Annotated in this window: 24 protein-coding genes and 1 tRNA gene; 9 read left to right on the forward strand and 16 right to left on the reverse strand. The window is 57.1% G+C overall.

What is annotated here, in order from left to right; translation table 11 throughout:
- Positions 1–5: 5 nt before the first annotated feature.
- Complete coding sequence (locus tag RYZ27_RS04980; protein ID WP_406681264.1) at positions 6–878, forward strand: phosphatidylserine decarboxylase; 873 nt, start codon at positions 6–8, stop codon at positions 876–878.
- On the opposite strand, the gene RYZ27_RS04985 is transcribed toward RYZ27_RS04980, so the two are convergent.
- On the reverse strand, positions 851–1,879 hold the full coding sequence (locus RYZ27_RS04985; protein ID WP_406681265.1) for an HWE histidine kinase domain-containing protein: 1,029 nt from the start codon (positions 1,877–1,879) through the stop codon (positions 851–853). The genes RYZ27_RS04980 and RYZ27_RS04985 overlap by 28 nt on opposite strands.
- Positions 1,880–1,946: 67 nt before the next feature.
- On the reverse strand, positions 1,947–2,153 hold the full coding sequence (locus RYZ27_RS04990) for a DUF2842 domain-containing protein (protein WP_406681266.1): 207 nt from the start codon (positions 2,151–2,153) through the stop codon (positions 1,947–1,949).
- 71 nt (positions 2,154–2,224) lie between these two features.
- Here RYZ27_RS04990 and RYZ27_RS04995 point away from each other — a divergent pair, with 71 nt between their 5' ends.
- A complete protein-coding gene (locus tag RYZ27_RS04995) occupies positions 2,225–3,283 on the forward strand; it encodes a COX15/CtaA family protein (protein WP_406681267.1) in 1,059 nt (352 codons plus the stop codon).
- Here RYZ27_RS04995 and RYZ27_RS05000 read toward each other — a convergent pair.
- A complete protein-coding gene (locus RYZ27_RS05000) occupies positions 3,237–4,268 on the reverse strand; it encodes a hypothetical protein (RefSeq protein ID WP_406681268.1) in 1,032 nt (343 codons plus the stop codon). The genes RYZ27_RS04995 and RYZ27_RS05000 overlap by 47 nt on opposite strands.
- A 38-nt stretch (positions 4,269–4,306) precedes the next feature.
- Here RYZ27_RS05000 and rplM point away from each other — a divergent pair, with 38 nt between their 5' ends.
- The 3 genes from rplM to argC all read left to right on the forward strand — a co-directional run bounded on the left by rplM (position 4,307) and on the right by argC (position 6,391).
- A complete protein-coding gene (rplM, locus tag RYZ27_RS05005) occupies positions 4,307–4,771 on the forward strand; it encodes a 50S ribosomal protein L13 (protein WP_406681270.1) in 465 nt (154 codons plus the stop codon).
- A 2-nt stretch (positions 4,772–4,773) separates the two neighbouring features.
- The gene (rpsI, locus tag RYZ27_RS05010; protein WP_406681271.1) at positions 4,774–5,265 is read left to right on the forward strand and encodes a 30S ribosomal protein S9; all 492 of its coding nucleotides are present in this window, start codon (positions 4,774–4,776) and stop codon (positions 5,263–5,265) included.
- Positions 5,266–5,347: 82 nt separating this feature from the next.
- Positions 5,348–6,391, forward strand: coding sequence for an N-acetyl-gamma-glutamyl-phosphate reductase (argC, locus tag RYZ27_RS05015; protein ID WP_406681272.1), 1,044 nt, complete (start codon positions 5,348–5,350; stop codon positions 6,389–6,391).
- 11 nt (positions 6,392–6,402) lie between these two features.
- On the opposite strand, the gene lipB is transcribed toward argC, so the two are convergent.
- On the reverse strand, positions 6,403–7,092 hold the full coding sequence (gene lipB / locus RYZ27_RS05020) for a lipoyl(octanoyl) transferase LipB (protein ID WP_406681273.1): 690 nt from the start codon (positions 7,090–7,092) through the stop codon (positions 6,403–6,405).
- A gap of 94 nt (positions 7,093–7,186) precedes the next feature.
- On the opposite strand from lipB, the gene RYZ27_RS05025 reads away from it, so the two are divergent.
- Together RYZ27_RS05025 and RYZ27_RS05030 are read left to right on the forward strand one after the other, a co-directional pair.
- Positions 7,187–7,273, forward strand: a tRNA-Leu gene (locus tag RYZ27_RS05025).
- Positions 7,244–8,824 (forward strand): DUF6538 domain-containing protein, encoded by a 1,581-nt coding sequence (locus RYZ27_RS05030; RefSeq protein WP_406681274.1) that lies wholly within the window; start codon positions 7,244–7,246, stop codon positions 8,822–8,824. The genes RYZ27_RS05025 and RYZ27_RS05030 overlap by 30 nt, the downstream gene beginning before the upstream one ends.
- A 154-nt stretch (positions 8,825–8,978) precedes the next feature.
- Here RYZ27_RS05030 and RYZ27_RS05035 read toward each other — a convergent pair whose 3' ends face one another.
- From RYZ27_RS05035 to trbB, 11 genes are all read right to left on the reverse strand, one after another.
- Positions 8,979–9,293, reverse strand: a complete 315-nt coding sequence (locus tag RYZ27_RS05035) for a DUF736 domain-containing protein (RefSeq protein ID WP_406681275.1) — start codon at positions 9,291–9,293, stop codon at positions 8,979–8,981.
- 4 nt (positions 9,294–9,297) lie between these two features.
- Complete coding sequence (locus RYZ27_RS05040) at positions 9,298–9,528, reverse strand: DUF2274 domain-containing protein (RefSeq protein WP_406681276.1); 231 nt, start codon at positions 9,526–9,528, stop codon at positions 9,298–9,300.
- Complete coding sequence (locus RYZ27_RS05045; protein ID WP_406681277.1) at positions 9,525–10,802, reverse strand: TrbI/VirB10 family protein; 1,278 nt, start codon at positions 10,800–10,802, stop codon at positions 9,525–9,527. Before RYZ27_RS05045 ends, RYZ27_RS05040 begins: the two co-directional genes overlap by 4 nt.
- Positions 10,803–10,806: 4 nt before the next feature.
- Positions 10,807–11,853 (reverse strand): P-type conjugative transfer protein TrbG, encoded by a 1,047-nt coding sequence (trbG, locus tag RYZ27_RS05050; protein WP_406681278.1) that lies wholly within the window; start codon positions 11,851–11,853, stop codon positions 10,807–10,809.
- The gene (gene trbF, locus RYZ27_RS05055; protein ID WP_406681279.1) at positions 11,850–12,548 is read right to left on the reverse strand and encodes a conjugal transfer protein TrbF; all 699 of its coding nucleotides are present in this window, start codon (positions 12,546–12,548) and stop codon (positions 11,850–11,852) included. Before trbF ends, trbG begins: the two co-directional genes overlap by 4 nt.
- Positions 12,549–12,748: 200 nt before the next feature.
- A complete protein-coding gene (gene trbL, locus RYZ27_RS05060; RefSeq protein ID WP_406681280.1) occupies positions 12,749–14,065 on the reverse strand; it encodes a P-type conjugative transfer protein TrbL in 1,317 nt (438 codons plus the stop codon).
- A complete protein-coding gene (gene trbJ, locus RYZ27_RS05065) occupies positions 14,065–14,769 on the reverse strand; it encodes a P-type conjugative transfer protein TrbJ (protein ID WP_406681281.1) in 705 nt (234 codons plus the stop codon). Before trbJ ends, trbL begins: the two co-directional genes overlap by 1 nt.
- A gap of 12 nt (positions 14,770–14,781) precedes the next feature.
- Entirely contained in the window at positions 14,782–17,247 is a 2,466-nt protein-coding gene (gene trbE, locus RYZ27_RS05070) for a conjugal transfer protein TrbE (protein ID WP_406681282.1), read from the reverse strand.
- Entirely contained in the window at positions 17,241–17,498 is a 258-nt protein-coding gene (locus RYZ27_RS05075) for a VirB3 family type IV secretion system protein (RefSeq protein WP_406681283.1), read from the reverse strand. The genes trbE and RYZ27_RS05075 overlap by 7 nt, the downstream gene beginning before the upstream one ends.
- The gene (locus tag RYZ27_RS05080) at positions 17,498–17,806 is read right to left on the reverse strand and encodes a TrbC/VirB2 family protein (protein WP_406681760.1); all 309 of its coding nucleotides are present in this window, start codon (positions 17,804–17,806) and stop codon (positions 17,498–17,500) included. The genes RYZ27_RS05075 and RYZ27_RS05080 overlap by 1 nt, the downstream gene beginning before the upstream one ends.
- A gap of 5 nt (positions 17,807–17,811) precedes the next feature.
- Positions 17,812–18,822: a P-type conjugative transfer ATPase TrbB gene (trbB, locus tag RYZ27_RS05085; RefSeq protein WP_406681284.1), complete on the reverse strand. Its 1,011-nt coding sequence runs from the start codon at positions 18,820–18,822 to the stop codon at positions 17,812–17,814.
- A gap of 287 nt (positions 18,823–19,109) precedes the next feature.
- Here trbB and RYZ27_RS05090 point away from each other — a divergent pair, with 287 nt between their 5' ends.
- The gene (locus tag RYZ27_RS05090; protein ID WP_406681285.1) at positions 19,110–19,955 is read left to right on the forward strand and encodes a transcriptional regulator domain-containing protein; all 846 of its coding nucleotides are present in this window, start codon (positions 19,110–19,112) and stop codon (positions 19,953–19,955) included.
- A gap of 169 nt (positions 19,956–20,124) precedes the next feature.
- Positions 20,125–20,685 (forward strand): hypothetical protein, encoded by a 561-nt coding sequence (locus tag RYZ27_RS05095; protein WP_406681286.1) that lies wholly within the window; start codon positions 20,125–20,127, stop codon positions 20,683–20,685.
- Between the two features lie 143 nt (positions 20,686–20,828).
- Here RYZ27_RS05095 and RYZ27_RS05100 read toward each other — a convergent pair.
- Positions 20,829–22,009, reverse strand: a protein-coding gene (locus tag RYZ27_RS05100) for an IS3 family transposase (protein ID WP_406681287.1) whose coding sequence is annotated in 2 segments (ribosomal slippage) — positions 20,829–21,760 and positions 21,760–22,009 — 1,182 coding nt in all. Because the reading frame shifts where the segments join, the coding sequence is not laid out codon by codon here.
- Positions 22,010–22,091 lie beyond the last annotated feature (82 nt).

Raw genomic sequence — 22,091 nt, forward strand, 5'->3', positions numbered from 1 at the left:
ACGCCATGACCGAAACAGGTGATCTTAGCGACAAGCGGTTCCCATGGGCGCGCAGCGGGTTTGATCTGGAAGGCTATGTTGGCGCGCTTGCGGCCTGGCTAATTGGGGTTCTGCTCGGCATTCTATGGAGTCCGCTATTCTGGATCGGTTTCATTGGCGCGGTGATCATCCTGTTTGCAACGCGGACAGCAGAACGCACACCGCCAGCCGTTGAACATGCTCTGATCGCGCCCTGCGATGGGATTGTGGTTTCTGTCGGTGGGGCAACCCCGCCAGATGAATTGCGCCTTGAGGGTACGGGCTGGACGCGCGTGCGCATCTCCGTCGGGCCAACCGCAACCAATGGCTTGTATGCGCCGATTGGCGGTGAAGTTGATCACATCATTCGGGAGACGGGTGATCCGGCGGCCTTTTATGCGGCTAAGCCGGATAAACCTGGGCTGGCTGTTGCCTATGTCAGCTTTGTTTCGGGGCAACAGGCGACAGGCTATCGTCTTGCCACAGGCGGCTTGGGCCCACGTCTTGAAGTCGCTTCTGAGGCCGGGGATGCCGTGCGTATGGGGCGCAATATTGGGACACTGCGACTGGGTGGCTGGTGTGATCTCTACGTGCCTGCGGGCGCGTCCGTGGGGGTTGTTTCCGGCCAGACATTGGTTGGCGCTGAAACCGTCATTGCCAGTTTTGGGGAAGCAGGGCCACAAGCGGCATCTCCTGCTTCAACAGCGGCTGCTGAAGACGTTGCTTCCGATGTTGATGAGATTTTCGAGGATCACGCCAGCGCGACGCCAGACAGTGAAGACGAGGATGTCTCAGAAATGTTCGAACGCCTTCGCGCGGAAGCCCGAAAAGCTCATGATGATGGCGACGCTGGGTCCTGATCAAACTCGACCTTGCCAAGGCTGATCTGAGTCGGGATTTTTGCCTTTATGAATAAGCCTTGAGGACGGAACTCTCGGGTCACCAGCATGTTTGGCATGATTGCAAAGAGTTGGTGTCCAAAGCCGATTCGAGTTGGCTCTTTCAGGTCTGTCAGGCCGGTTTCTTCCCACGTGACCATAAGGTGGTCTTTCTCGACCCACCATTTGACGGTCAGATGCCCGTTCGGCACAGAAAAACACCCATATTTGACCGCGTTTGTGGTCAACTCGTGAAAGATCAAAGAGGCGTCCTTGGTCGATTTGACCGAGAGCGTCAGTTCAGGACCTGACAAAGTGTAACGGCCAGAAGCGCGCGAGACGAAGGGAGACAGGGAATCACGCAAGACCGTCTCAAAGGACTGGCCCTGCCACATCTCACGGGAGAGTTTGTTATAGGTTGTGCCCATTGCCTGCAGACGTGCCTGGAAGCCTTCCACATAGCTTTCGACATCTTCGGCGCCATCGGCGGTTAGGCGAGCTACGGCATTCAGCACGGTGAACAGATTTCGGATTCGGTGATCGAGTTCCTGAGAGATGGTCTCGTTGACCTGGCGCAATTCCACTTCATCGGTGATATCCTGAGCGCGCTGGATAATATGAGTTGCTTCGCCATCAGCGTTGAAGATCGGGTCCTGAATGGCCTTCCAGTAATGGGTTCTCTTGGTGCCATCCGGTTCAAGCAGCTCATAGGGCTGCTCTGCCATTTGGGTTGTTTCCCCTGCAAGGGCCTGTTTGAAGTGTTTCAGGACGTTCTGAACGCGATCCTCGGTATCGGGAAAGGCCTCGAAGACGTAACGACCGATTAGAGTATCCCATGTGGTATTGGTCGCTTCAAGGTATGCCTGATTGGCCCAGACGAAGACGATATCCTGATTGATAATGTTCATCGGTAGCGATGAGTGGTCAGGAAGATTGGCAACGATTGCTTTGGTTTCGTCGTCGAGCTTATCAAAGTTTGACATGCATACCCTGCCTGTTGTGATCAATGAGTTCTGGGAGTTTAGGCGCTGAGTGCACCTGAGAGAAGACTTAATCTTCCGGACCTGAATTCATCCAGTTGAAAACAGGTTTCAAGGGCACGGCCCAGCCAATGCCTGCGACCACGAAGAATATCAGAGCTGCCCATTTGGGCGCAGTGGCGAGATGCGAACCAATTGTTGCTGCGCCCCAGACCCAAAGCCCAAGGAAGACAATTAGCACGATGCTTGCGATCAGACGGCGTTGCGAGCGGGGCATGATGTGTACTTTCTATGCGCTGCGACGCCGTGGCCGCTTGCTGAATGGCTAATGTGCGTCAAATAGGGCGCATGGCTCAAGACACAATCTCCCCTGTTGCCGCACGCTGGATTGGCCGCTGGCTCATCCTGATCGCGCTGATGGTCTATGCAATGATCCTGATCGGCGGGGCAACCCGGCTGACCGATAGCGGGCTGTCGATCACTGAATGGCAGCCAATCAGTGGAACACTACCACCTATGGGCGATGCAGCCTGGGCGCTGGAATTTGAGAAGTATAAGGCCACGGCGGAGTATCAGCAGCAGAATTACAATATGACGATGGGTGAGTTTCAGTTCATCTATTGGTGGGAATGGGGCCATCGCCTGTTTGGTCGCCTGATTGGCCTTGTCGCGGTAGGTGGCTTTATCTGGTTTGCCGCCAAGCGCTGGATGGACCGCAAGTGGACCTTGCGTCTGTTATTCCTGATCGCACTGGGTGGCCTGCAGGGCTTTATTGGTTGGTGGATGGTCGCCAGTGGGATTGGCGATACGGACCGACTGGATGTCGCGCCTTATCGTCTGATGACGCATTTCGGGCTGGCCCTGTTTATTATCGCGGTGACAGCCTGGTTCTGGTTCGACCTGACGGGCAAGCGGGTGGTTGATGTCACGAAGGGCGCTCGAAATCTGGCTATGCTGCTGATGGGGCTGATCTTTGTTCAGATGCTGACTGGCGCGCTGGTCGCGGGCCTTGATGCCGGGCGGACCTATACAGACTGGCCTTTGATGGCGGGAGAGTTGGTCCCGTCGCACTATCTGGAGCAGGGTCTTGGTGTACGCAGCCTGTTTGAGGGGCGCGCTGCAACCCAGTTCAATCACCGTTTCCTCGCCTATGCGATCTGGGCGCTGAGCCTTTGGGCCGCCTGGTCATATCGCGGTAGCCCGCTTGGGCGGGGCTTTGTGATTCTCGCTGTGCTTGTCACCGCACAGGCGCTCTGGGGCATCCTGACATTGATCAGCGCGGCGCCGTTGGAGCTTGCGCTGATCCACCAAGGGCTCGGCGTGATCGTGATGCTGGCCAGTGTGTATCTGGCCTGGGCAGCTAGTCCTGTCCGCTCACAATCGGAACCCCTAAAGGCGCCAGTGTAAGTTCACTGGGATCGACCAGGACAGCGCGATGTTCGCTGGTTGAAATCGCCCCGCCTAAAACGATCAGGCCGCCGGGATAGCCCCCACCACGGGCATCGCCGGTGCCGGCAAAGCTTTCAATATTCCCAGGGACACGTACGCTTATACCGTCACGAAGAGTAATCGGCGTGTTCTCGCCTTCAGGACCGATAAGGGTTACGCCCCCTGCGGTATCAAGGGTGATGATATGCTGCTTACCATTTCGTTCCAGGCCGATGGCTTTTGTGACAGGCTCGGCAAACACGGTGGCCCCTGTTGGCTCCAGTACGCAGGCCGTTATCGGGCGAGCGGCGTCCACAGGTTCATCCGCGAGGAAGACCAGCGCATCACCGATCTCGACAACACGGCCTGATTGCAATTGCGATTGCGCGCCAACGGTCCAGAAGGCCAGGCGCATCACTCCGTCTGATTCATCCATAGGCCGACCACTACAGAGACCTTCTATGCGTCCTGATGTTTCAACCGAGAGCTCATACTCCAGAGGGGCTTCCAGTGCCCCGCCATGCAGGTAAGCTTTCAACTGGCCATCTATGTCGATCCCGGGAAATACGGTTAGCGGCGTGCCAGCGATCAGCGTATATTGTCCGTTTCCAAGCTGGCGCACATTTAAAGGGGATGGATCGGTAATCCGCTCGCCCTCAAAGTTCAGCAATTGCATGCTGCCATCGCTATAGCTCACGGCAATCGTCGACCCTGGACCGCCGGCGACTGCGACGCTGGTTATCGGCGTTTCCAGGTTGCGTGATGTCCATACAGCGGGCAGGACAAGACCTTCTGTAATAGGGGTCGGTTCGGTGTAAGGTTCTGGCGTTTCTATGCCATTCTCAGGCTGCGTATCCGGGCGCTCTGTATTATTCCCACATGCCGCAGCCATGAAAAGCAGGGTGAGGGCCACCGATCCGTTGACAAGCTGATTTGCAGAGCTTAGAGGCGGGCGCTTGAACATTATCCAAACCTTTTGAATTGAGAGGCTCCAGCGGAGCAATGAAAACATATAACGCACCACACGACGTTGAACATAAATGGGTCGTCATCGACGCGACGGATGTCGTTGTTGGTCGCCTTGCTTCCTACGTCGCCAAGCGCCTGCGTGGCAAGCACCGTGCTGACTTCACCCCTCACATTGATACCGGCGATTTCGTTGTTGTGATCAATGCAGAAAAGGCCAAGTTCACCGGCAACAAGCTGGCGGACAAAACCTATTATCGTCACACAGGTCACCCGGGTGGTATTAAAGAGACAACAGCAGGGAAAATCCTGTCTGGTCGTTTCCCTGAGCGCGCGATTGAAATGGCTGTGAAGCGCATGATGCCAAAGGAAAGCCCACTGGCTCGCACACAGTACAAAAAGCTCCGTGTGTATGCTGGTTCTGAGCATCCTCATGAAGCCCAACAGCCTGAAGCGGTCGATTTCGCGGCCATGAACTCCAAGAATGTGAGAGTCGCTTAAGCATGACTGACACCGCACAATCCCTCGAAGACCTGAAATCTGTCACCAGCGGTGAAGGCGCAGCGCCTGAGCTGGCTCCGATCACGGTTGAGCCAAAGATTGACGAGCATGGCCGTTCTTACGGAACAGGCCGTCGTAAGTCTGCGACAGCCCGCGTATGGCTGAAGCCAGGCACAGGTAAAGTGACCATCAACGGTAAAGATCAGGAAGAGTATTTCGCTCGCCCGGTTCTGCGCATGGTGCTTGAGCAGCCGCTCGTCGAATCTGACCGTCGTACACAATATGACGTTGTCGCAACTGTAAAAGGCTCTGGCCTGTCTGGTCAGGCTGGCGCCGTTCGTCACGGTATCGCCCGTGCACTGGTTGCTCGTGAGCCGGAACTGCGCCGCGTTCTGAAGCCATTCGGCTTCATGACCCGCGACCCACGTGTTGTTGAGCGTAAGAAGTATGGCCGTGCGAAAGCCCGCCGTAGCTTCCAGTTCTCTAAGCGCTAGTCTGTCATCAGACTTATCGATTTCGAGAAGGCGCTTCGGGAACGAGGCGCCTTTTTTCTGATTTGAATACGGGAATTTGGGCATGACTGTTGAGACATCACTTAAAGCAGCCGTTCTGGGGGCTTCTGGATATACAGGCGCTGAAACCGTGCGCCTGCTCGCGGGGCATCCGCGTGTCGATGCGGTCGCCGCAACCGGGCACAGTCTTGCCGGGAAACAGCTCTCGGAAATCTTTCCCCATCTTGCCGGGCCGACCGACCTTCCCGTCGTCAAAGCCGATGATGTCGCTTGGGACGATGTCGATGTCGCTTTTTCCTGTTTGCCGCATGGGACGTCGCAGGATTTGATTGAGACCCTGCCTGAGCATGTGAGAGTCGTGGACCTATCCGCCGATTACCGTTTGCGAGATGCTGATCTGTACGCACAGACCTATGGTCGCTCGCATTTGAACGCGGCGCGGACTGCGTCGACCAAATATGGCCTGCCTGAATGGCGCGGCACTGAGCTTGTTGGCGAATCGCTTGTGGCGTGTCCCGGTTGCTATCCAACCGCGACATTGCTGGCTCTGCTGCCACTCGTTGAAGGCGCGATCGACGCCGATCATGTCATTGTCGATGCAAAGTCCGGTGTTTCAGGCGCGGGCAGGGGGCTCAAAGAGGGTAACCTATTCAGCGAGACCGCTGAGGGCGTTCATGCCTATGGCGTTGGCACCCACCGTCACGCCCCCGAGATTGAGCAGGAGCTAAACCTGCAAGCGGGACGGTCGGATATTGGGGTGACTTTCACACCGCATCTCATTCCCATGACCCGGGGCGAGCTTGTCACCTGTCATGTGCGCGGTGATGCTGATCAGATTCAGGCGGCTTTGGAAGCCAAGTATGCGGATGCCCCTTTTATCTCCGTTCTGCCCCTCGGCAGCACCCCTCCAGATACCCGTCATACCCGTGGAACGAACCAGTGTCACATCGCGGTTTACCCGGAGCGGGTCAAAGGCCGTGCTGTGGTCATCGCGGTGATAGATAATCTGATTAAAGGCTCCAGTGGACAGGCGATCCAGAACCTAAACCTGATGATGGGCTGGGATGAGACCCTAGGACTAGCAGGTCTGCAGCCGCTTTTCCCATAAGGCGACAGCGTCTATGGAAAGGGTGGCGTAACTGGGGTTACGTCGCGCTCAAAGACAGCTTTAAACGCTTCCTGTAAGGCCGCATCAGCCTCTGCCATGCCAACCGGGCGTCCAAGATCGACAAGGCTTGTCACGCCATAGCGTGGGTCGGCAATCCCGCACGGTGTGATCCCTTCAAAGTGCGTCAGGTCAGGTTCAACATTCAGGCTGATACCGTGAAAGCTGACCCAGCGTTTCAGGCGTATGCCAATCGCGGCAATCTTGTCCTCACGCGGTGGGCCACCCAGCTCCGTGCGGTCAACCCAGACACCAACACGCCCCTCGCGGACACCAGCATCAATATTGAACGCCTCAAGCGCTTTGATGATCCATGTTTCGAGATCCAGCACGAATTTGCGGACATCGCGATTGCGCTTGGTTACATCCAGCATGACATAGGCCACGCGCTGCCCAGGGCCGTGATAAGTGTACTGACCGCCACGCCCGGCATCGAAGACCGGAAAACGCTCTGGATCACGCAAATCATCAGGCTTTGAGCTTGTGCCTGACGTGTAAAGAGGCGGGTGTTCCAGAAGCCAGATCAGCTCTCTCGCCTCGCCCTCGTGAATGGCACGCGCGCGCGCTTCCATAAAGGCGACGGCCTCAGGGTAGGGAACCGGGCTTTGGCTGATCGCCCACTCGATGGAAGGATGGTCTGACATTGGATGCATATAGCGGTGGTTTTGCGCTTCACAAATGCTCAACTGCCGCGTATATCGCCCGTTCGTCCGGAATACCGGACTTTATTGATAGAGTGCGGCCGTGGCGGAATTGGTAGACGCGCAACGTTGAGGTCGTTGTGGGCGCAAGCCCGTGGAAGTTCGAGTCTTCTCGGCCGCACCAAGAATTTCATTTCCCTTTCAAAAATACGCAATAATAACAAGGCAATGGGCGTTCGAGCTTCTTAGCTTCGTGCGTTGTCTCTCATTTTGTGCTACAAAATGCCCACAAACTGTGCTACAAAGTGAAATGTCTATTAAGTCGAAACCCGATCGTTATCTCAAAAAACGCGGTGGTGTTTTCCACTATTATCGGCGAGTGCCCTCACGCTTTGAGGCGCTCGATACCCGCGGCACGATCAGGGTATCGCTCAAAACAGGCTCGCTTGAGATAGCTAGAATGCGGCGAGACAATCTGGAAACTGCTGATGAGGAATACTGGGGGTGGTTGTCCATCTCTGAAGCTGACGGCGTATTAAATGCTGCTCATAGCTCTGCGATTGCAAAGAGATATTCTGCCGCTAAAGCGCGCGCTCTCGCGATGGGGTTCACTTATAAGCCCGTCGAGGAGTTGGCATCACCCACGAACCTCGAAGACATTGTCTCAAGACTGCTTTCCCTGAAACTGTCCGAGAGCGGGGAGGTTGTCCCGCAGCAGGCTGAAGCGGTTTTGGGTGGCGTTGAAGAACCCAGGACAACCGTAAGCCAGGCGCTTCAAATCTATTTTGATGACATTGCAATTGACGATCAGATCGGAAAGTCGAAGCAGCAAAAGTATCAATGGCAAAAAGTGAAACGGCTCTCAATTTCATATTTCATAGAGGTCGTAGGGGATTTGCCACTTGCTGACATCACCAGAGATCATGCCCTTGAGTTTCAGCGCTGGTGGAAAGACCGAATGCTTTCGCCGCCGAAGGGCGAGAAGGCTGTCACCGCCAACACGGCTAATCGCCATATCGGTAATCTAAGATTGCTACATCGGGCCTACTTCACCCATATTGGTGAGGAAGACCGCCCCAATCCATTCCGAAACCTGTTTTTCAAAACGAAATCGAGAACCGAAGTTCCTGCGTTCGAGGATGATTGGGTCCAAACAAAAATTCTTAAACCCGGTATGCTTCTGGGGCTCAAATGGGAGCTTCAGCTCATTACCTATCTCTTGATAGAAACAGGCTGCAGACCGAGTGAGTTGATAAACTTGCGCCCGGAGAACATTCATTTAGATGCGCCAACGCCGTTTATCTCAATCAAGCCCTCGAAAAACCGGCAGATCAAAACAGAGTCGTCGATCCGGGACATTCCGCTTGTCGGTGTTGCGTTGGAGGCGGCGAGGCGTGCGCCAGAAGGGTTCAAGCACTATCACGACCGAAATGAGCTATTCTCTGCGAACATGATGAAAGCGTTCCGTGTGCGTTCACTCTTTCCGTCCGAGGATCACGTGATTTATTCTTTCCGCCATTCCTTTGAGAAACGCATGCAAGAGGCAAACATCGATTATGGCTTAAGATGCTTGCTCATGGGGCACGCAAACTCGCGGCCGGCTTACGGCGATGGGGGCTCACTCGAATATAGAAAGCAAGAGATGCTCAAGATCGTGCATCCCTTCGATCCTGCACTTTTCAAAAAGTTTGATGAGGCTCATCCTGAGTGTTCGGTGGCTTTAAGCACTCAATAAGCCGATTCTCCCTTTGAGAACGTTCCGCCATTTCCTTATCAAGGACTTCAAAAATAGGCCAGTAACGATCTCCAAGTTGGCGGACAACCTGCGCCGCAATGATGCGAGCTTTGAGGAGGTCTGTCTTGGAGATCGTCATTTGTGTTTTCGTAGATTAGTTGAGCTTCGCCCGGTTCCAGACCATGACGCCGGTGCCCTCTGCTTCATTCTCGAAGAAGGCGGCGCGCATTGGACTGGCGAAGCTCGGATCGTCGAGTTTGACCGAAAGGTAAGGCGTTCCCCCATCCTTGCTTTCTTCGCGCCATGCCGCGCCGAGTTCTGCCCCGCCTGCATAGAGGCGGAAGTCCGGCGCGCCGTCGCTGGCTTTGTCTTCATTGGGAACAAGCTGGGCTTTCACATTGATGGTCATGGTGCGGATGGTGCCGGTATAGCTCCCATCCTTCGCGGTGAAGGTTCCAATCTGTGCCATAGGTCTAATCTCCTTTGCTGGCGTGGAGGGCGCGGCGCGCCCGTTTAAATCCGGCGTCGCCGCCGAGAAAGCTTTCAAGCATGGCCGGAATTAGCGTTTCGGGCTTTTCCTCGTGGCCATAGGTCTGGCGGTAGATTTCTGCATAATCGCTGAGCGCGCTTGCCAGCTCTGGATCGACCGAGAGGCTCATGCGCACGGGTGTGCGGTCGGGTAATTGTCCAAGACGAAGGGTCATCGTGTAGCTCCTTGGGGATGGGGTCTGAGGATGAGATCGCGGGTCACGACCACGCGGACCGGCCAGCCGGGGCGGACTTTGATCGTGGGCTGGATGTTCAGGTTGCGGTCGACGACGCGCTGGCCGGCTTCGTTGACCGTATCGCTCGCGCCGCGGCGGATGGCGCGTTCGATATCACCATCCCCATCGTTGCCAAGCTCTGCGCCGATGCCGAGAATGGTGGCGAGGCCCGCAGCAACGAACACGCGATCCCAGTGATGATCGGTGCGGTCCGAGAGACCGGCAAAGCCTTGCGCGTCTGCGCCCGGCGCGGAGATGATAATAGACGCGCCGTCAGGGAAGATGATCCGCTCCCATGTCACGAGTGCGCGGTCCTGCCCGAAAGAAACTTCAGACTGATAGCGCCCAATGAGGCGCGAGCCCTGCGGGATGAGGAGGTATTGTCCGGTTACGGTGTCATAGACGGGTTGGGTGACTTGGGCGACGATGGTTCCCGGCAGGTCTGAGTTGATGCCGGTGACAAGAGAGGCCGATATCAGCGTTCCTGCCATAACCTGATAGGGTGAGGCCGGGTCTTCAATCCGGTTCGGATTGTAGATGTCGTTGCGCGGGGCCTCATTCGCGAAGGCAAGTTTGCGTGATTGTAGATTACTGTCAGGTGTTTGCCCGAACGCAGATGGCGCGCCTTGTGGCAGGGCAGCCAATGCAAGCAGTTCGGAGCCGAGATCGAGCGCCGGATCGCGATACGCTGTGGGAGCTTCTGAACCACTCCGGTTACTTGTTCGCGATTGCAGCTGGAAGAAGACCGGCGCTTTTGCAGCTTCTTCTGCCATGGCTGCCTCGCGTAGTCTTGCCGCGCGGGCGGCTTCATCCACGGGGTTCGGGCGGAAGTCGTCTTCAAACCGTGTGACATATTCGGGTTCGATCCCGTAGCTGCGCTCGGTTTCAAGCATGGTTGCGCCAAGATCGCCGGCCATGGGCGGGCCGAGCCGCGCGATGCGCTCGGAAACCGGTCTGATGTCGCTGTAGCCCGCTGGCAATGCCGAAAGCGCTTCGGGCTTTCTAGTATTGCTCGTATTGTAAAGCTCACGCCGCTCCGCAGGATCAGCAGCCTTTGGGGGCTTCAGGGCAACGCTCATCGCGGCAAACAGACCGAGCACACCAAGACCGGCGCCAACGATCAGGACTTTGCGGTTGATCCTTGTGACAGGCTTCGGATTTTCGCGGATCTTCAGCCGCTCGGCATGTTCATCAAACGGAATAGGCTGTGACATGGATCTAGCCCCCGAAGAGGGCGGCAAGGCCTGAACGCCGCTGACCTTTGAAGATGCGCACGACGGTCTGGTTTTTCTCTCCAATCCGGAGCTCGGCAGCGCGGAAGAGACGATCGACCACGTAATAGTTGCCCCGTATCCGGTAGTTGACGAGTTCGGCGTCGCCATCTTCGCCGAGGACGAAGAGCGGTGGCATGTCGGTTGTCGCAATGTCTTCGGGCATCTGGATGAACACCTGACGGCCGTCATCGAAGACACGGACCGGCTTCCAGTCCGGGCTGTCGCCAGTCATACGATAATCGAAATCGAGACCTTCCAGCGTGAGCCCGCGTTCAATCGAGTTGGCTTCACGGGTAACCGCGCGGGTGTTGCGACTGGTCAGTTCCGCAAGTTCGTCCCTTGGATAGCGCCAGGACAAGGCGGCCATATAGCCGCCATCCGTGCTTTCCAGCTCCAGGTGATAGGTGCGCCGGTCGGTGGCGATCATGAGGTTTGTGCGGATGCCTGCCGAGATGGGTTTGACCAGAACATGGGCGCGGGCCGTGTTGCCTGAGCCGGACATCGTATCGCCGACCACCCAGCGTACTGTATCGCCTGCAGAGACAGAGACCAGTTCTTCGCCGGGCTGCAAGGCAATGTCGCTAACCTGTCCCGGGCTAGCATAGAGCCTGTAAAGCGCGCCTTCGGTATAGGGATAGACTTGAATGGCATTCACATAGCCATCGACAGAAGGTTCGATGAGAGCACTGGTGCGGCCTTGCCGGATGGTCTCGGATGGCGATTGGCTGGGCGTGCTTACGCTGCGCCGTGTATAGGTGCGCGTAATGCTGCCATCCGGGTTAGTTGTGATGCGTGCGCCGACTGGCATCATCTGGCCGGGCAATGGCAGTGGGACGGCGGTTTCGACGATCTCGACGGGACGTTCAGCCTCCTCTGTGACAGCGATGGCTGCCTGAAACGCGGTTTCATCTATCGGCTGCAGGCTGGTGTCTGTTGTGGCGCAAGCCGTGGTCAGCGAGAGCGCGGATGCGGTGAGAAGGATACGGATCATTGGGAGTCTCCTGTGACAAGGTCCTGACCCCAGTTGAGGGCGTGGACATAAAGGCCGAGCGGGTTGGCGCGCAGGGTCTCTGCGTCCGTCGGCGGCTGGGTGATGATGGTGAAATTGCCAGTGAACCTTTGGGCCCGGACCAGCGCGCCATTCTCATAGGTCTTCTCGATCCAGCGGGCCTGGAAGCTGTCATCGGAGACCCGCACGACACTGACCACATCCACCGTGCGCGATTTGCGACCAACATCGGCGAAGGGATCATTAGCCGAGGCATATTCGTTGAGGGTCGTCGCGGCGCGGTCTGTGACAAAGTCATAGGCACGTAGCCAGTTCTCGCGCACCACGACAGGATCGATGCTGAGGCCCCGCACATGCTCGATAAAGTTTGCAAGGTGATGGGCGATCTGCGCATCATTGGCTGTGTAGCGCTCCGTTGCAGGGGTAACGGCGCGGGCGGCACCTGTCTCATCAACTTCGACCACATAAGGCGTCACGGTGGATTGCATTGAACGCCAGACCAGTGCGCCAGAGGTCGCAAAGCACAGCCCGAGGCAGCCAATGGCCATTAATCGCCAGTTCTTCGCCTGCACGCGGGCAGAGCCGATACGGTCGTCCCAGACCTGTCCGGCTTTTTGATATGGGGTCTCGGGAAACGGACTCGGGCCGTAGCTTGAAGATGAACGCTTGAACGCCATGGCTCAGGCCTCCTGTGCTTTTGGGTTGAAGCGGGAGCCAATGCGCCGCTGCCGCGGCGTTCTCTGCCTACAATCCATCCCCCGGATGGATTGTTTTGCCTGCGGCAAACCGGCTGCGAACTCCCATATCTGCCCGGCTTGTCTGTAGGGCGTTTCGGGGAACGGGCTTGGCCCGTAGCTCGCAGAAGATCGTTTGAAGATCATGGCTGGTCATCCTTGTCAGTGAGGTGTGGGGCAGCGCCGGAGGAACCGCGGTCGCCATCGCGCAAGCTATGGGCGGCCATTTGTCCGGCCTGGCTGATATTTTGACGGGCCTGCATCCGGCGCGCCCAGCTTGGGCTCTGGTTGGGGGTCTCATTCGGCTTTGGCGTGTCGCCAGAGCTTGAACCGCCTGTGGCTTGCCATGCCCCTTGGCTACCCTGACTGTAGGCGGCTTTTAGAGACTGAATCGGCTTGCCAGCGGTTCGGGCGATGGCATCACCGCCCGCGCGCGCAACACCTGCTATGCCTGCAGCAATGCCGCTTGCGCCGCTTTTGCCCGAAGCAACTGAGCCGAGGGTGTAAGAGGTCCGCGCAGCGCCTGCCATTGAGGCACCGGCTTTGACGGCGCTCGACGCGCCACTTGCGGCTGTTCCGATTGCAGCGCGGCTGCCTGCGCCGGCAACATAAGTGCCAGCGACAACCCCTGCGGCGGCACCCGCCGCTGAACCTGCGCCAAGTTGCGGCGCTCCGGTAATCAGCCCGGAGGCAATGCCGGGCCCGAAGATGCCCATCCAGAAAAAGACGATCGCTGCCAGAACCGTACCCATGACCTGCGCGAGCGTTACATCATCGCCGGTGCGGAACGCGTCGGTCACGGACGAAAAAAGCGTTGAGCCGATGCCGATGATGACGGCCAGCACCATGAGCTTGATGCCGGACGTAATGACATTGCCTAAGACGCGCTCGGCGAGGAAAGAGGTTTTGTTCCAGAGCGCGAATGGCACGAGCACGAACCCGGCCAGCGTTGTGAGCTTGAACTCTAAGATCGTGATGAAGAGCTGCACGGCGAGCACGAAGAAAGCCACCATGATGATCGCCCAGGCGACAAACATGACCGCGATCATGATGAAGTTGTGAAAGAAAGAGATCGGCCCCAGCATGTCACTGATCTCCTCGAGCAGAGGTTGGGCGGCCTCAAAGCCAACGCTGGCGATATATCCCGGGCGCAACAGGTCCGCTGCTGTCATCGTACTGCCACCGGCTTTTATGCCGAGCTCGGCAAAACTGTCGAACACGATCCCGGCGAGCAGGGCGAAATTCCCAATGATGAACGCGAAGAAGCCGACATAGAGGACTTTTTTCAAGAGGCTCGCGATCACATCATTGTTCTGGCTGAGCGCCCAAAACAGGCCCGCCAGCGTGATATCGATAGCAATCAGCGTGGTCGTGAGATAGGCGACGTCGCCCGCCAGCAAGCCGAACCCGCTATCAATGTACCGAATAAATGTGTCGAGGAAAGTGTCGATCACGTCCATTAGTCGCTCGCCCCCAGGAAGCTGCGGGTCCGCGCACGGCCACGTTCGGCTTCGGCAAGCTCTCTTGCACGTTCCAACGCCTCGGCGCGGTAGTGAGAGGCCATCATGCTTTCGATCTGCATGAGCTGCTGGGTTTGCAGGGCTTCAATCTGGTTGCCTGCCTGCACCGCCTGAAGATTACCGACGGCGGACTGGCTCGACCCGATCAGGCGGTCCAGCGCTTCGCTATCAGCGCGCGCGCTTGAAACGACCGCTGCCGTGACCTGCAGGCTTTCACGATAGGCCGTGCGGGACTGTTTCCATCTCGTGCGAGCCTGTTCGACCAGAACCTCATTCTCGGGCGGCGTCTCGCCATAGAATTCTGGATAGATATCCTCATATTCGCGTTCGATCTCTTCGACCTTGTAGCCAATGCCTTCCGCCTCCCGCATCAAGTCCTCGATGCGCTGCATGCGGCGAAGGATGCCGTCTGCGATAGAGTCAGGCAGCGTTTCGAGATCGCGGGCCATGTTTTCCAGCATCGCGATCTCGTTCGTCAGCTGCCGAATTTGCTGGTTCACTTGCTGAAGCGAACGGATGGCCTGATAGATGTTCTGGATGTGGTTGGCCGGGTCGTAGACTGTCCATTGGGCGGCGGCTGGCGGCGCGGTGATCACAGAGACCGGCAAAGCGCAAAGGGCGGCTGAAATGAGAAGACGTTTCATCTGAAGGGGTTCCTATTCTGCGGCGATGGCGTGAGAGGGTGGAAACGGTTCGCAAGGCTCTGGATCGCCGCCCGGCCAACGGCCGAGGAGTTCGGCGGCCCACGACAAGCCTGTCTCGTGAAGCCAGCAGGCGGCGAACCCGTCACCTTCCGTCTCCGCCCAGATGCGATCCATGCGGGCCTGATCTTCGGGGGAGGAGGCACCGCAGACTGATAGCGCGATCGGGCCGAGGCCGAGATCGAAGACGCGCGCGCCCAGCGGCGATTGATAATAATAGTCGCGCTTCGGTGTGGCCCGGCTGATCAGCTCGATCTGGCGAGCGTTGAGGCCGAAGCGCTGATAGGTCTCTTTGGACTGCGGTTCCTGCGCGCGTTCATTCGGCAGGAAGATGCGTGTGGGGCAGGATTCGACCAGTGCGGGGGCGATGCTTGAGTTCGCGATGTCGGCTAGGCTCTGCGTGGCGAACACGACGGACACGTTTTTCTTGCGTAGGGTTTTCAGCCACTCGCGAATGCGGGCTGCGAACATGGGATCATCAAGGAACAGCCAGGCTTCATCCAGGATGAGGAGTGTCGGTCTGCCATCGAACCGTTCCTCCAGTCGGTGGAAGAGATAGGTGATGACTGGGGCCACCGCACCCTTGGCGTGCATCAGCTCTTCCATCTCAAAACAGACGGTGTCGGCGAGGGTCAGGCTTTCGGAGTCGGCATCGAGGAGCCGTCCATGCGGGCCTTCCAGCGTGAACGGGTGCAACGCCGATTTGAGTGTCTCGTCCTGCAGCATCAGGCTTAGGCCTGTCAGCGTGCGCTCGGATTCAGGAGCTGAGCTGAGAGACTGGATCGCTTCCCAGAGCCGCGCTTTGAGATCCGGCGTCATATGCGTGCCTTCATTTGTGCAGAGGCCTGCGATCCAGTCAGCGGCAAAGCTTGCGCCAGTGTCTGTGTCGATATCTTTGAGCGGCTGGAGGCTTGGGGTGTTCGAACTGCCAAGGTTAATATGCGCGCCGCCCATGCAAAGCGTCGCGGCGCGGGCCGAGCGGCCTTTGTCGAAGATGAAGACCTGAGCGCCCTCGTAGCGCTTCCATTGCAATGCAAGCATCGAGAGCAGGACCGATTTGCCCGCGCCGGTCGGGCCGACGACCAGCGTGTGGCCGACATCACCGATATGCAGGTTCAAGCGAAACGGCGTGGTGCCATCGGTCTGCGCCTGAATGAGTGCAGGCGCTTTTAGGTGGCTGTTGGTTTCTTCACCTGCCCAGACCGCAGAGAGCGGCACCATATGGGCAAGGTTTAGCGTGTGCAGGATCGGCTGGCGGACATTGGCGTAAGGGTGACCTGGCAATGAACCGAGCCAGGCATCGACAGCGTTCAGGGTTTCTTTGATCGCGGTGAAGCCGCGACCGTTGACAATGCGCTCGGCGATGCGGATGTGTTCGTCCACCGTGCGCCGGTCCGGGTCGGAAACGGTGATGGTGGTGGTGACGTAACCATAGGAAACAAGGTCCGAGCCCAGCTCCTGCAGCGCTGCATCGGCATCGGCGGCCTTGTTGTCGGCATCATTGTCCACGAGCGCGGCCTGTTCATTGAACATGGTCTCGCGCAGCACTGCACCGATGGATTTTCGCTTGGCGAACCAGTGACGGCGTTTCTTGCCGAGAACTTTCTCCGCCTCGGCTTTGTCCATGGCAATGAACCGCGTTGCCCAGCGATAGGCGAAGCCCTGACGGTTCATCTCATCCAGAATACCGGGCAGCGTTGAAGCGGGGAAACCGAGAATGGTCAGAGTGCGTAGATTAGCGTCGCCGATCATGGGCTCGAGCCCACCTGCGAAAGGCTCATCTGCGAGTATAGCGTCAAGGAAGACTGGAAGTTCGGGCGTCACAACCGGATGGCGTTTGGTCGAGATAGTCGAGTGCAGATAGGTCAGCGACTCATCGTCATTGAGCTTCGCGATTTCCGCGAGGCAGGTGGAAAGGAGATCGAAGACTCGGTCCGCGTGTTGTTGAAAGGTCTCCAGACGATGACGCCAGGTCGCCGCATCTTCGGTCTCGGCGCGTTGGATTAGGGCTTTTTCGGCACGACCCGTTGCGTCTGCGGGCGGCAACCAAAGGAGCGTCAGATAGTAGGCGCTTTCGAAACGCGTGCCGTTTTCCTCGGATTGCAGTGCGCGTTCCTGATCGATCAGCCAGGTGAGCGCATCCGGGAACTCGCTTTCGGGATAGTTATGCACCTCATGGCGCTGCGCTTCGAAAAAGAGCGCCCAGCCGGAACCGAACCGGCGCAGCGCATTATTGACCCGCGCCATGACGGAGACGAGTTCTTCTTCTGTTGAGCTTTCGAGATCAGGGCCGCGATATTTGAACGTTGTCTGGAAAGACCCATCCTTGTTGAGGACGACGCCGGGCGCGACCATGCAGCCCCAGGGCAGATAGTCTGCAAGGAGTTTTGGTGTGTCTGCGTATTCATTGAGATTCAACATGTCAGATGCTCCTTGTGGCGGGTCGAGCGGCTGGCGACGGCCATGAAATCCGGATCGCTCCGCGCCATGAGCACCGCAGCTGAGTGCCCGACGACCCAGAGGACAAGGCCGGGAATCCAGAGCTGGAGGCCAAGCCCAACGGCGGCGGCAAGCGTCCCGATGGCGATGGCGGCCGTCCGCGGCGCGCCTGCCATCAGGATCGGTTCGGTCAGCGAGCGATGCAGGGGGATTTCATAGCCGTTGGCAGACATCAGATCAGCGCTCCGCCGCCGAAGCTGAAGAAGGTCAGGAAGAAGCTTGTCGCGGCAAACGCGATCGAAAGCCCGAACACGATCTGGATCAGCTTGCGCATGCCGCCGCTGGTCTCACCAAAGGCGAGCGTCAGACCTGTGAGGGTGATGATGATCACGGCAACAATGCGGGCGACCGGACCTTCGATAGACGTCAGGATCTGATCGAGCGGTCCCTCCCATGGCATACCGGAGCCTGCGGCATGGGCGGGGCCGGCGATCAGGAGTCCGAGGCCAATCGCGCCTGCGAATTGAACCGCTCGGTTCATGGGGTTTAGTGGAGTGGTGGACATGAAAGGTCTCCGTTTTGGACAAGGGAAAAGGATCGGGAAATCAGCGAGGCAGTGTCATAGCTTTCGCCATTGAAGCCTGAGACGCGGATGGCCTCTTCGATGCGGCGCTGGCCGCCGTTGCGACTCATGAAGATGACGACATCGACGGCCTCAGCGATGAGATCGAAAGGTGGTCGCCGTGTCGCCTCCATGGCGAGCTGTTCCAGCCGGGTCAGTGCCCCGAGCGCAGAATTGGCATGTAGCGTCGTGATCCCGCCGGGATGACCCGTGTTCCAGGCTTTCAAGAGATCGAGCGCTTCGGCGCCGCGCACTTCGCCGACAATAATCCTATCGGGTCTGAGTCGCAGGGTTGAGCGGACGAGCTGTTGCAGGCTGGTGCTGTCGCGGTGCGTGCGGAGCTGGACCACATTGGGCGCAGCGCATTTTAGCTCGCGCGTGTCTTCGAGGATGACGATACGGTCTTCATTGAAAGCGGGCTCGGCAAGGAGCGCATTTGTGAAAGTGGTTTTACCGGACGATGTCCCGCCTGCGATGAGGATGTTCTGCCGGTTGAGAATGGCGTCACGCAGCGCCGCGCATAGCGCCGGCGATAATGCCCCTTGATCAACATAGTCTCCAAGTTCGAAAGGTGTTGTCGCAGGCTTTCGGATCGAAAAGCATGGGGCTGTCGAGACAGGTGGGAGAAGCCCTTCAAACCGCTCGCCGCTGCCGGGGAGTTCGGCAGAGACGATGGGGGAGGTGCGGTTTGCAGCTTCTCCCACCCCGGAGGCGACCAGGAGAATAACGCGTTCCCGGTCGGAGGTGGAAAGGATATGATTTGAGACGGTAAGACCAATCCCGGCTTTTTCGATCCAGACAGATCCGTCAGGATTGGCCATGATCTCGATTGTGTCAGGGGCGTTGAGCGCTTCACGCACCACTGGGCAGAAAGCCGTCCGCAGCATGGCGCTGCGGCGGGCTTCTGTCTGCGTGTGATGCGTGGGCTGGGTCATTTGGCCGGCTCCTTTCACTGGGTTGGTGTCAGTGAGCTCAGCTTTTCAGAAGAGGGCGGCCTTGGGCAGTCGGAATAGGGGCCAACCTATCCAAGTCTCTGCAAACGCAGGCCATGCCCGGAAAAGCCAGTCCCGATTTGGGGCGGCAACTTGGCAATTTTGTTGAAATTAGATTCCCCAATCAGGCGAGGTCTAAATAAAAGGGCGCGCTGTCTTAACGATTAGGCTTTTCCGAAGTGTTCTCTTGGTTTGCCGCTTGCGTGTTCTTCGAGACGGAGGGCGTAAGCATGAAAAAGTATCCGCTTAAATCAGACGGCGTTTTGAAAAACTATGATTACCTGTGGCGCATGTCACCTGATCGCTGGGCTTGGGAGTATCTAAGACGCAATCGTGAGTTCCAGAGAGACGCGGCTCATATTGGCGATAGCCAGATATCCGAGCGCGTGGCCTGCCACAATATTCGGATATTGAAACCTAGACAGACGCAAAGCCTCGCTGAGCGTTGGGGCTTGCTGATGCTCCCAGACCTTCACGCCAATGGGATCAATGCAGACGCGATTTGGAGCCCGAGCGTGTTTCCAGATCAAGTCGAAGTCAACGTTACACCGCGGGCTGAGACCGAAACATGTAATATTTTTGAGCGTACGATGGCTGTCTGCAAAGTGACCCATTTTACCGATCAGATCGGCCGGGAGTTTCTCCTTCTCCGGGGAAAAGGGTGCGTCATTCAGGTCAGATGCTTTGGTCTTTCTCTTCTTTCTATGGAAGACGTGCGGATGAAGCTCATCCTACCGGACTTCGATACTTACGATCGTAAAATCAAAGCGCAGCAGGAAGCCATGCGTGTGTTTGGGGATGACCCAACTGCTGAGACGCCGCTTTGGACAAAGACGACACAGATTCTGCGAGATGGGGTCATCGCTTTGGATTGCTTAGAACTCGACATGTCCCGCCGTGACATCGCGGTCGTTCTATATGGCCTGGAGCGTGTTGAGGCTGAATGGTCAGATCCAAAGCGCGCTATGAAGGATGCGGTGAAGTATATTGTTAATAAGGCTGAGAGTTTGAGAGATGGCGGATATCTTGTTGAGCTTTTGGGAGCGCAGCTTGGGCCGGATCAGCTTGCTGCGTAAGGTTACTTTAGGGAGTGTTTTGCTGAAAGCTGTTGCACTTTTATCTGCTTTGGCGTTTCACCGGCCGACGGTTAATGAATGGTGGTTATCATTGCGCTGAATAATGCGGCCAATTCCGGATTTTTCAGCGCAATCGACCTTTAGTTATCCGCGTATTATGATGGAACCCATGACTGAACTTGAGGAACGAAATCGCGATATATCACTTTGGACATGGCTCGGCGCGATTGTCGGAGCGATAAGTTTGTTTGGGTTTGCGCAAGAGGTTTGGCAATTCGGCCTTGCGCCAGTGCTCGTTGATCTCGTCACCTATTATCGCAAAATGATGGAATTCTTGTTTGGTTGGCTCTGGCTTCTACTGCCGTTTGAGGTCTGGGATTGGTATAAAAATGTTCTTGGTTGCGGGATTGTGCTTTGCGGTATTTTTGCGAGGTCTAACGACTTCAGTATAAATCCAGACTTACCAGAAACGACTTCGCTTTCTCGCATCATCGTAATGCTTGTGATCTTCAGTTTGTGCTTTCCGCTGCTCGGTCTGACGCTTCTTATTTTCGTGTATGCCGTGCTCGCCACCGCCAGTTCGCTCATGCGGGTTGTTTTTAAGTCTGGAAAACTGGGTAACGCATCTGGGCGCGCCTTCAATAGAAGGTTTGCGAGCATCCTCTTGAAAACCGCATTTATTCTCGTCGGTTTTTTTATTTGGAACGCATACGGTCTATCAATAGGGTGAGTTCAAGATAAATAGCCGTCAGGAATACGACATTAGATTTTTAAGAGCGAATGTGAATGGCGCAGCTTTAAAGCAGCTTTCATGTGCGACCTAAAAATTGTCTGCATAGTTTGCATGTGACCCAGCCCCGTGATCCGGGCCGTTTATTTGGAGAGTCTGTTCGCCTTTCTTTCTGATTTGGGCATGGGCACTAAGGCCCGGTGAGTGGAGCTCCCACCAAGCTCAGGCGAGCCGGGCCGGTGGTTGCGATAGTGATCTGCATAGGTGAGCGGAGCGAGCCCGCCAAGTGACGTGTGAGGGCGGTTTGTATTGTAGTCGATCCGCCAGGCTTCGATTATGCGTCTGGCATCATCCAGCCCATCGAAGAGATGTTCGTTGAGGCACTCATCGCGCAGGCGACCATTAAAGCTTTCGACGAAGGCGTTTTGGGTGGGCTTGCCGGGCGCGATATAGTGCCACTCGATCTCGGTGTCCTGGACCCATTTGAGGATCGCGTGACTGGTCAGTTCCGTGCCATTGTCAGAGACAATCATCTTCGGCTTGCCTCTGCGCATGATCAGCTTGGTCAGTTCGCGAACGACCCGCAGCCCAGACAGAGAGACATCAACCACGATGGCCAGGGCCTCCCGTGTGAAGTCATCGACAACGCACAGCGTCCTGATCCGGCGCCCATCGCTCAACGCGTCTGAGACAAAGTCTAGGCTCCAGCGCTCGTTAGGTCCCTCTGGCAGCAACATCGGACTGCGCGTGCCTATGGCGCGCTTGCGCCCGCGTCTGCGTTTCACTGCGAGACCTTCTTCGGCGTAAAGGCGATAAATCTTCTTATGGTTGGCCTGGAAGCCTTCGCGCTCCAGCAGGATGCCGAGACGGCGATAGCCAAACCGGCGGCGCTCTGCGGCGAGCTCCCGCAAACGCTGGCGCAATGCTTCATCGCCGCCGGTCTGTTTTTGATATTGGAAGGTCGAGCGATCTAGCTCGGCCAGTCGGCAAGCCCGACGTTCACTCAGACCATGCGCCTCCATGACATGGCGCACAGCCTTTCGTTTTACATCGGGCGTCAGAAGTTTTTTGTCGCCAGGTCCTTCAGCGCGGCATTGTCGAGCATAGCATCGGCGAGCAGCCGCTTCAGTTTGGAGTTTTCCTCCTGCAACGACTTCAATCGCTTTGCATCCGACAGTGTCATGCCGCCATAACGCGACTTGTACTTGTAGAAGGTCGCATCCGAGATGCCGTGCTTGCGACAGATGTCCGCTGCTCGCACACCAGCCTCGTGCTCCCTGATCATCCGTATGATCTGTTCTTCGCTGAAACGTGATCTTCTCATTTTGCATCCTCGTTTTCGAGGACTCTGCAAATTTATGGCCGGAAATTACGGGGCTGGGTCAGTCAGAACGCAATTCCTATGC

The sequence above is a fragment of the Hyphomonas sp. FCG-A18 genome, assembly GCF_045287255.1.
Lineage (GTDB): Bacteria > Pseudomonadota > Alphaproteobacteria > Caulobacterales > Hyphomonadaceae > Henriciella.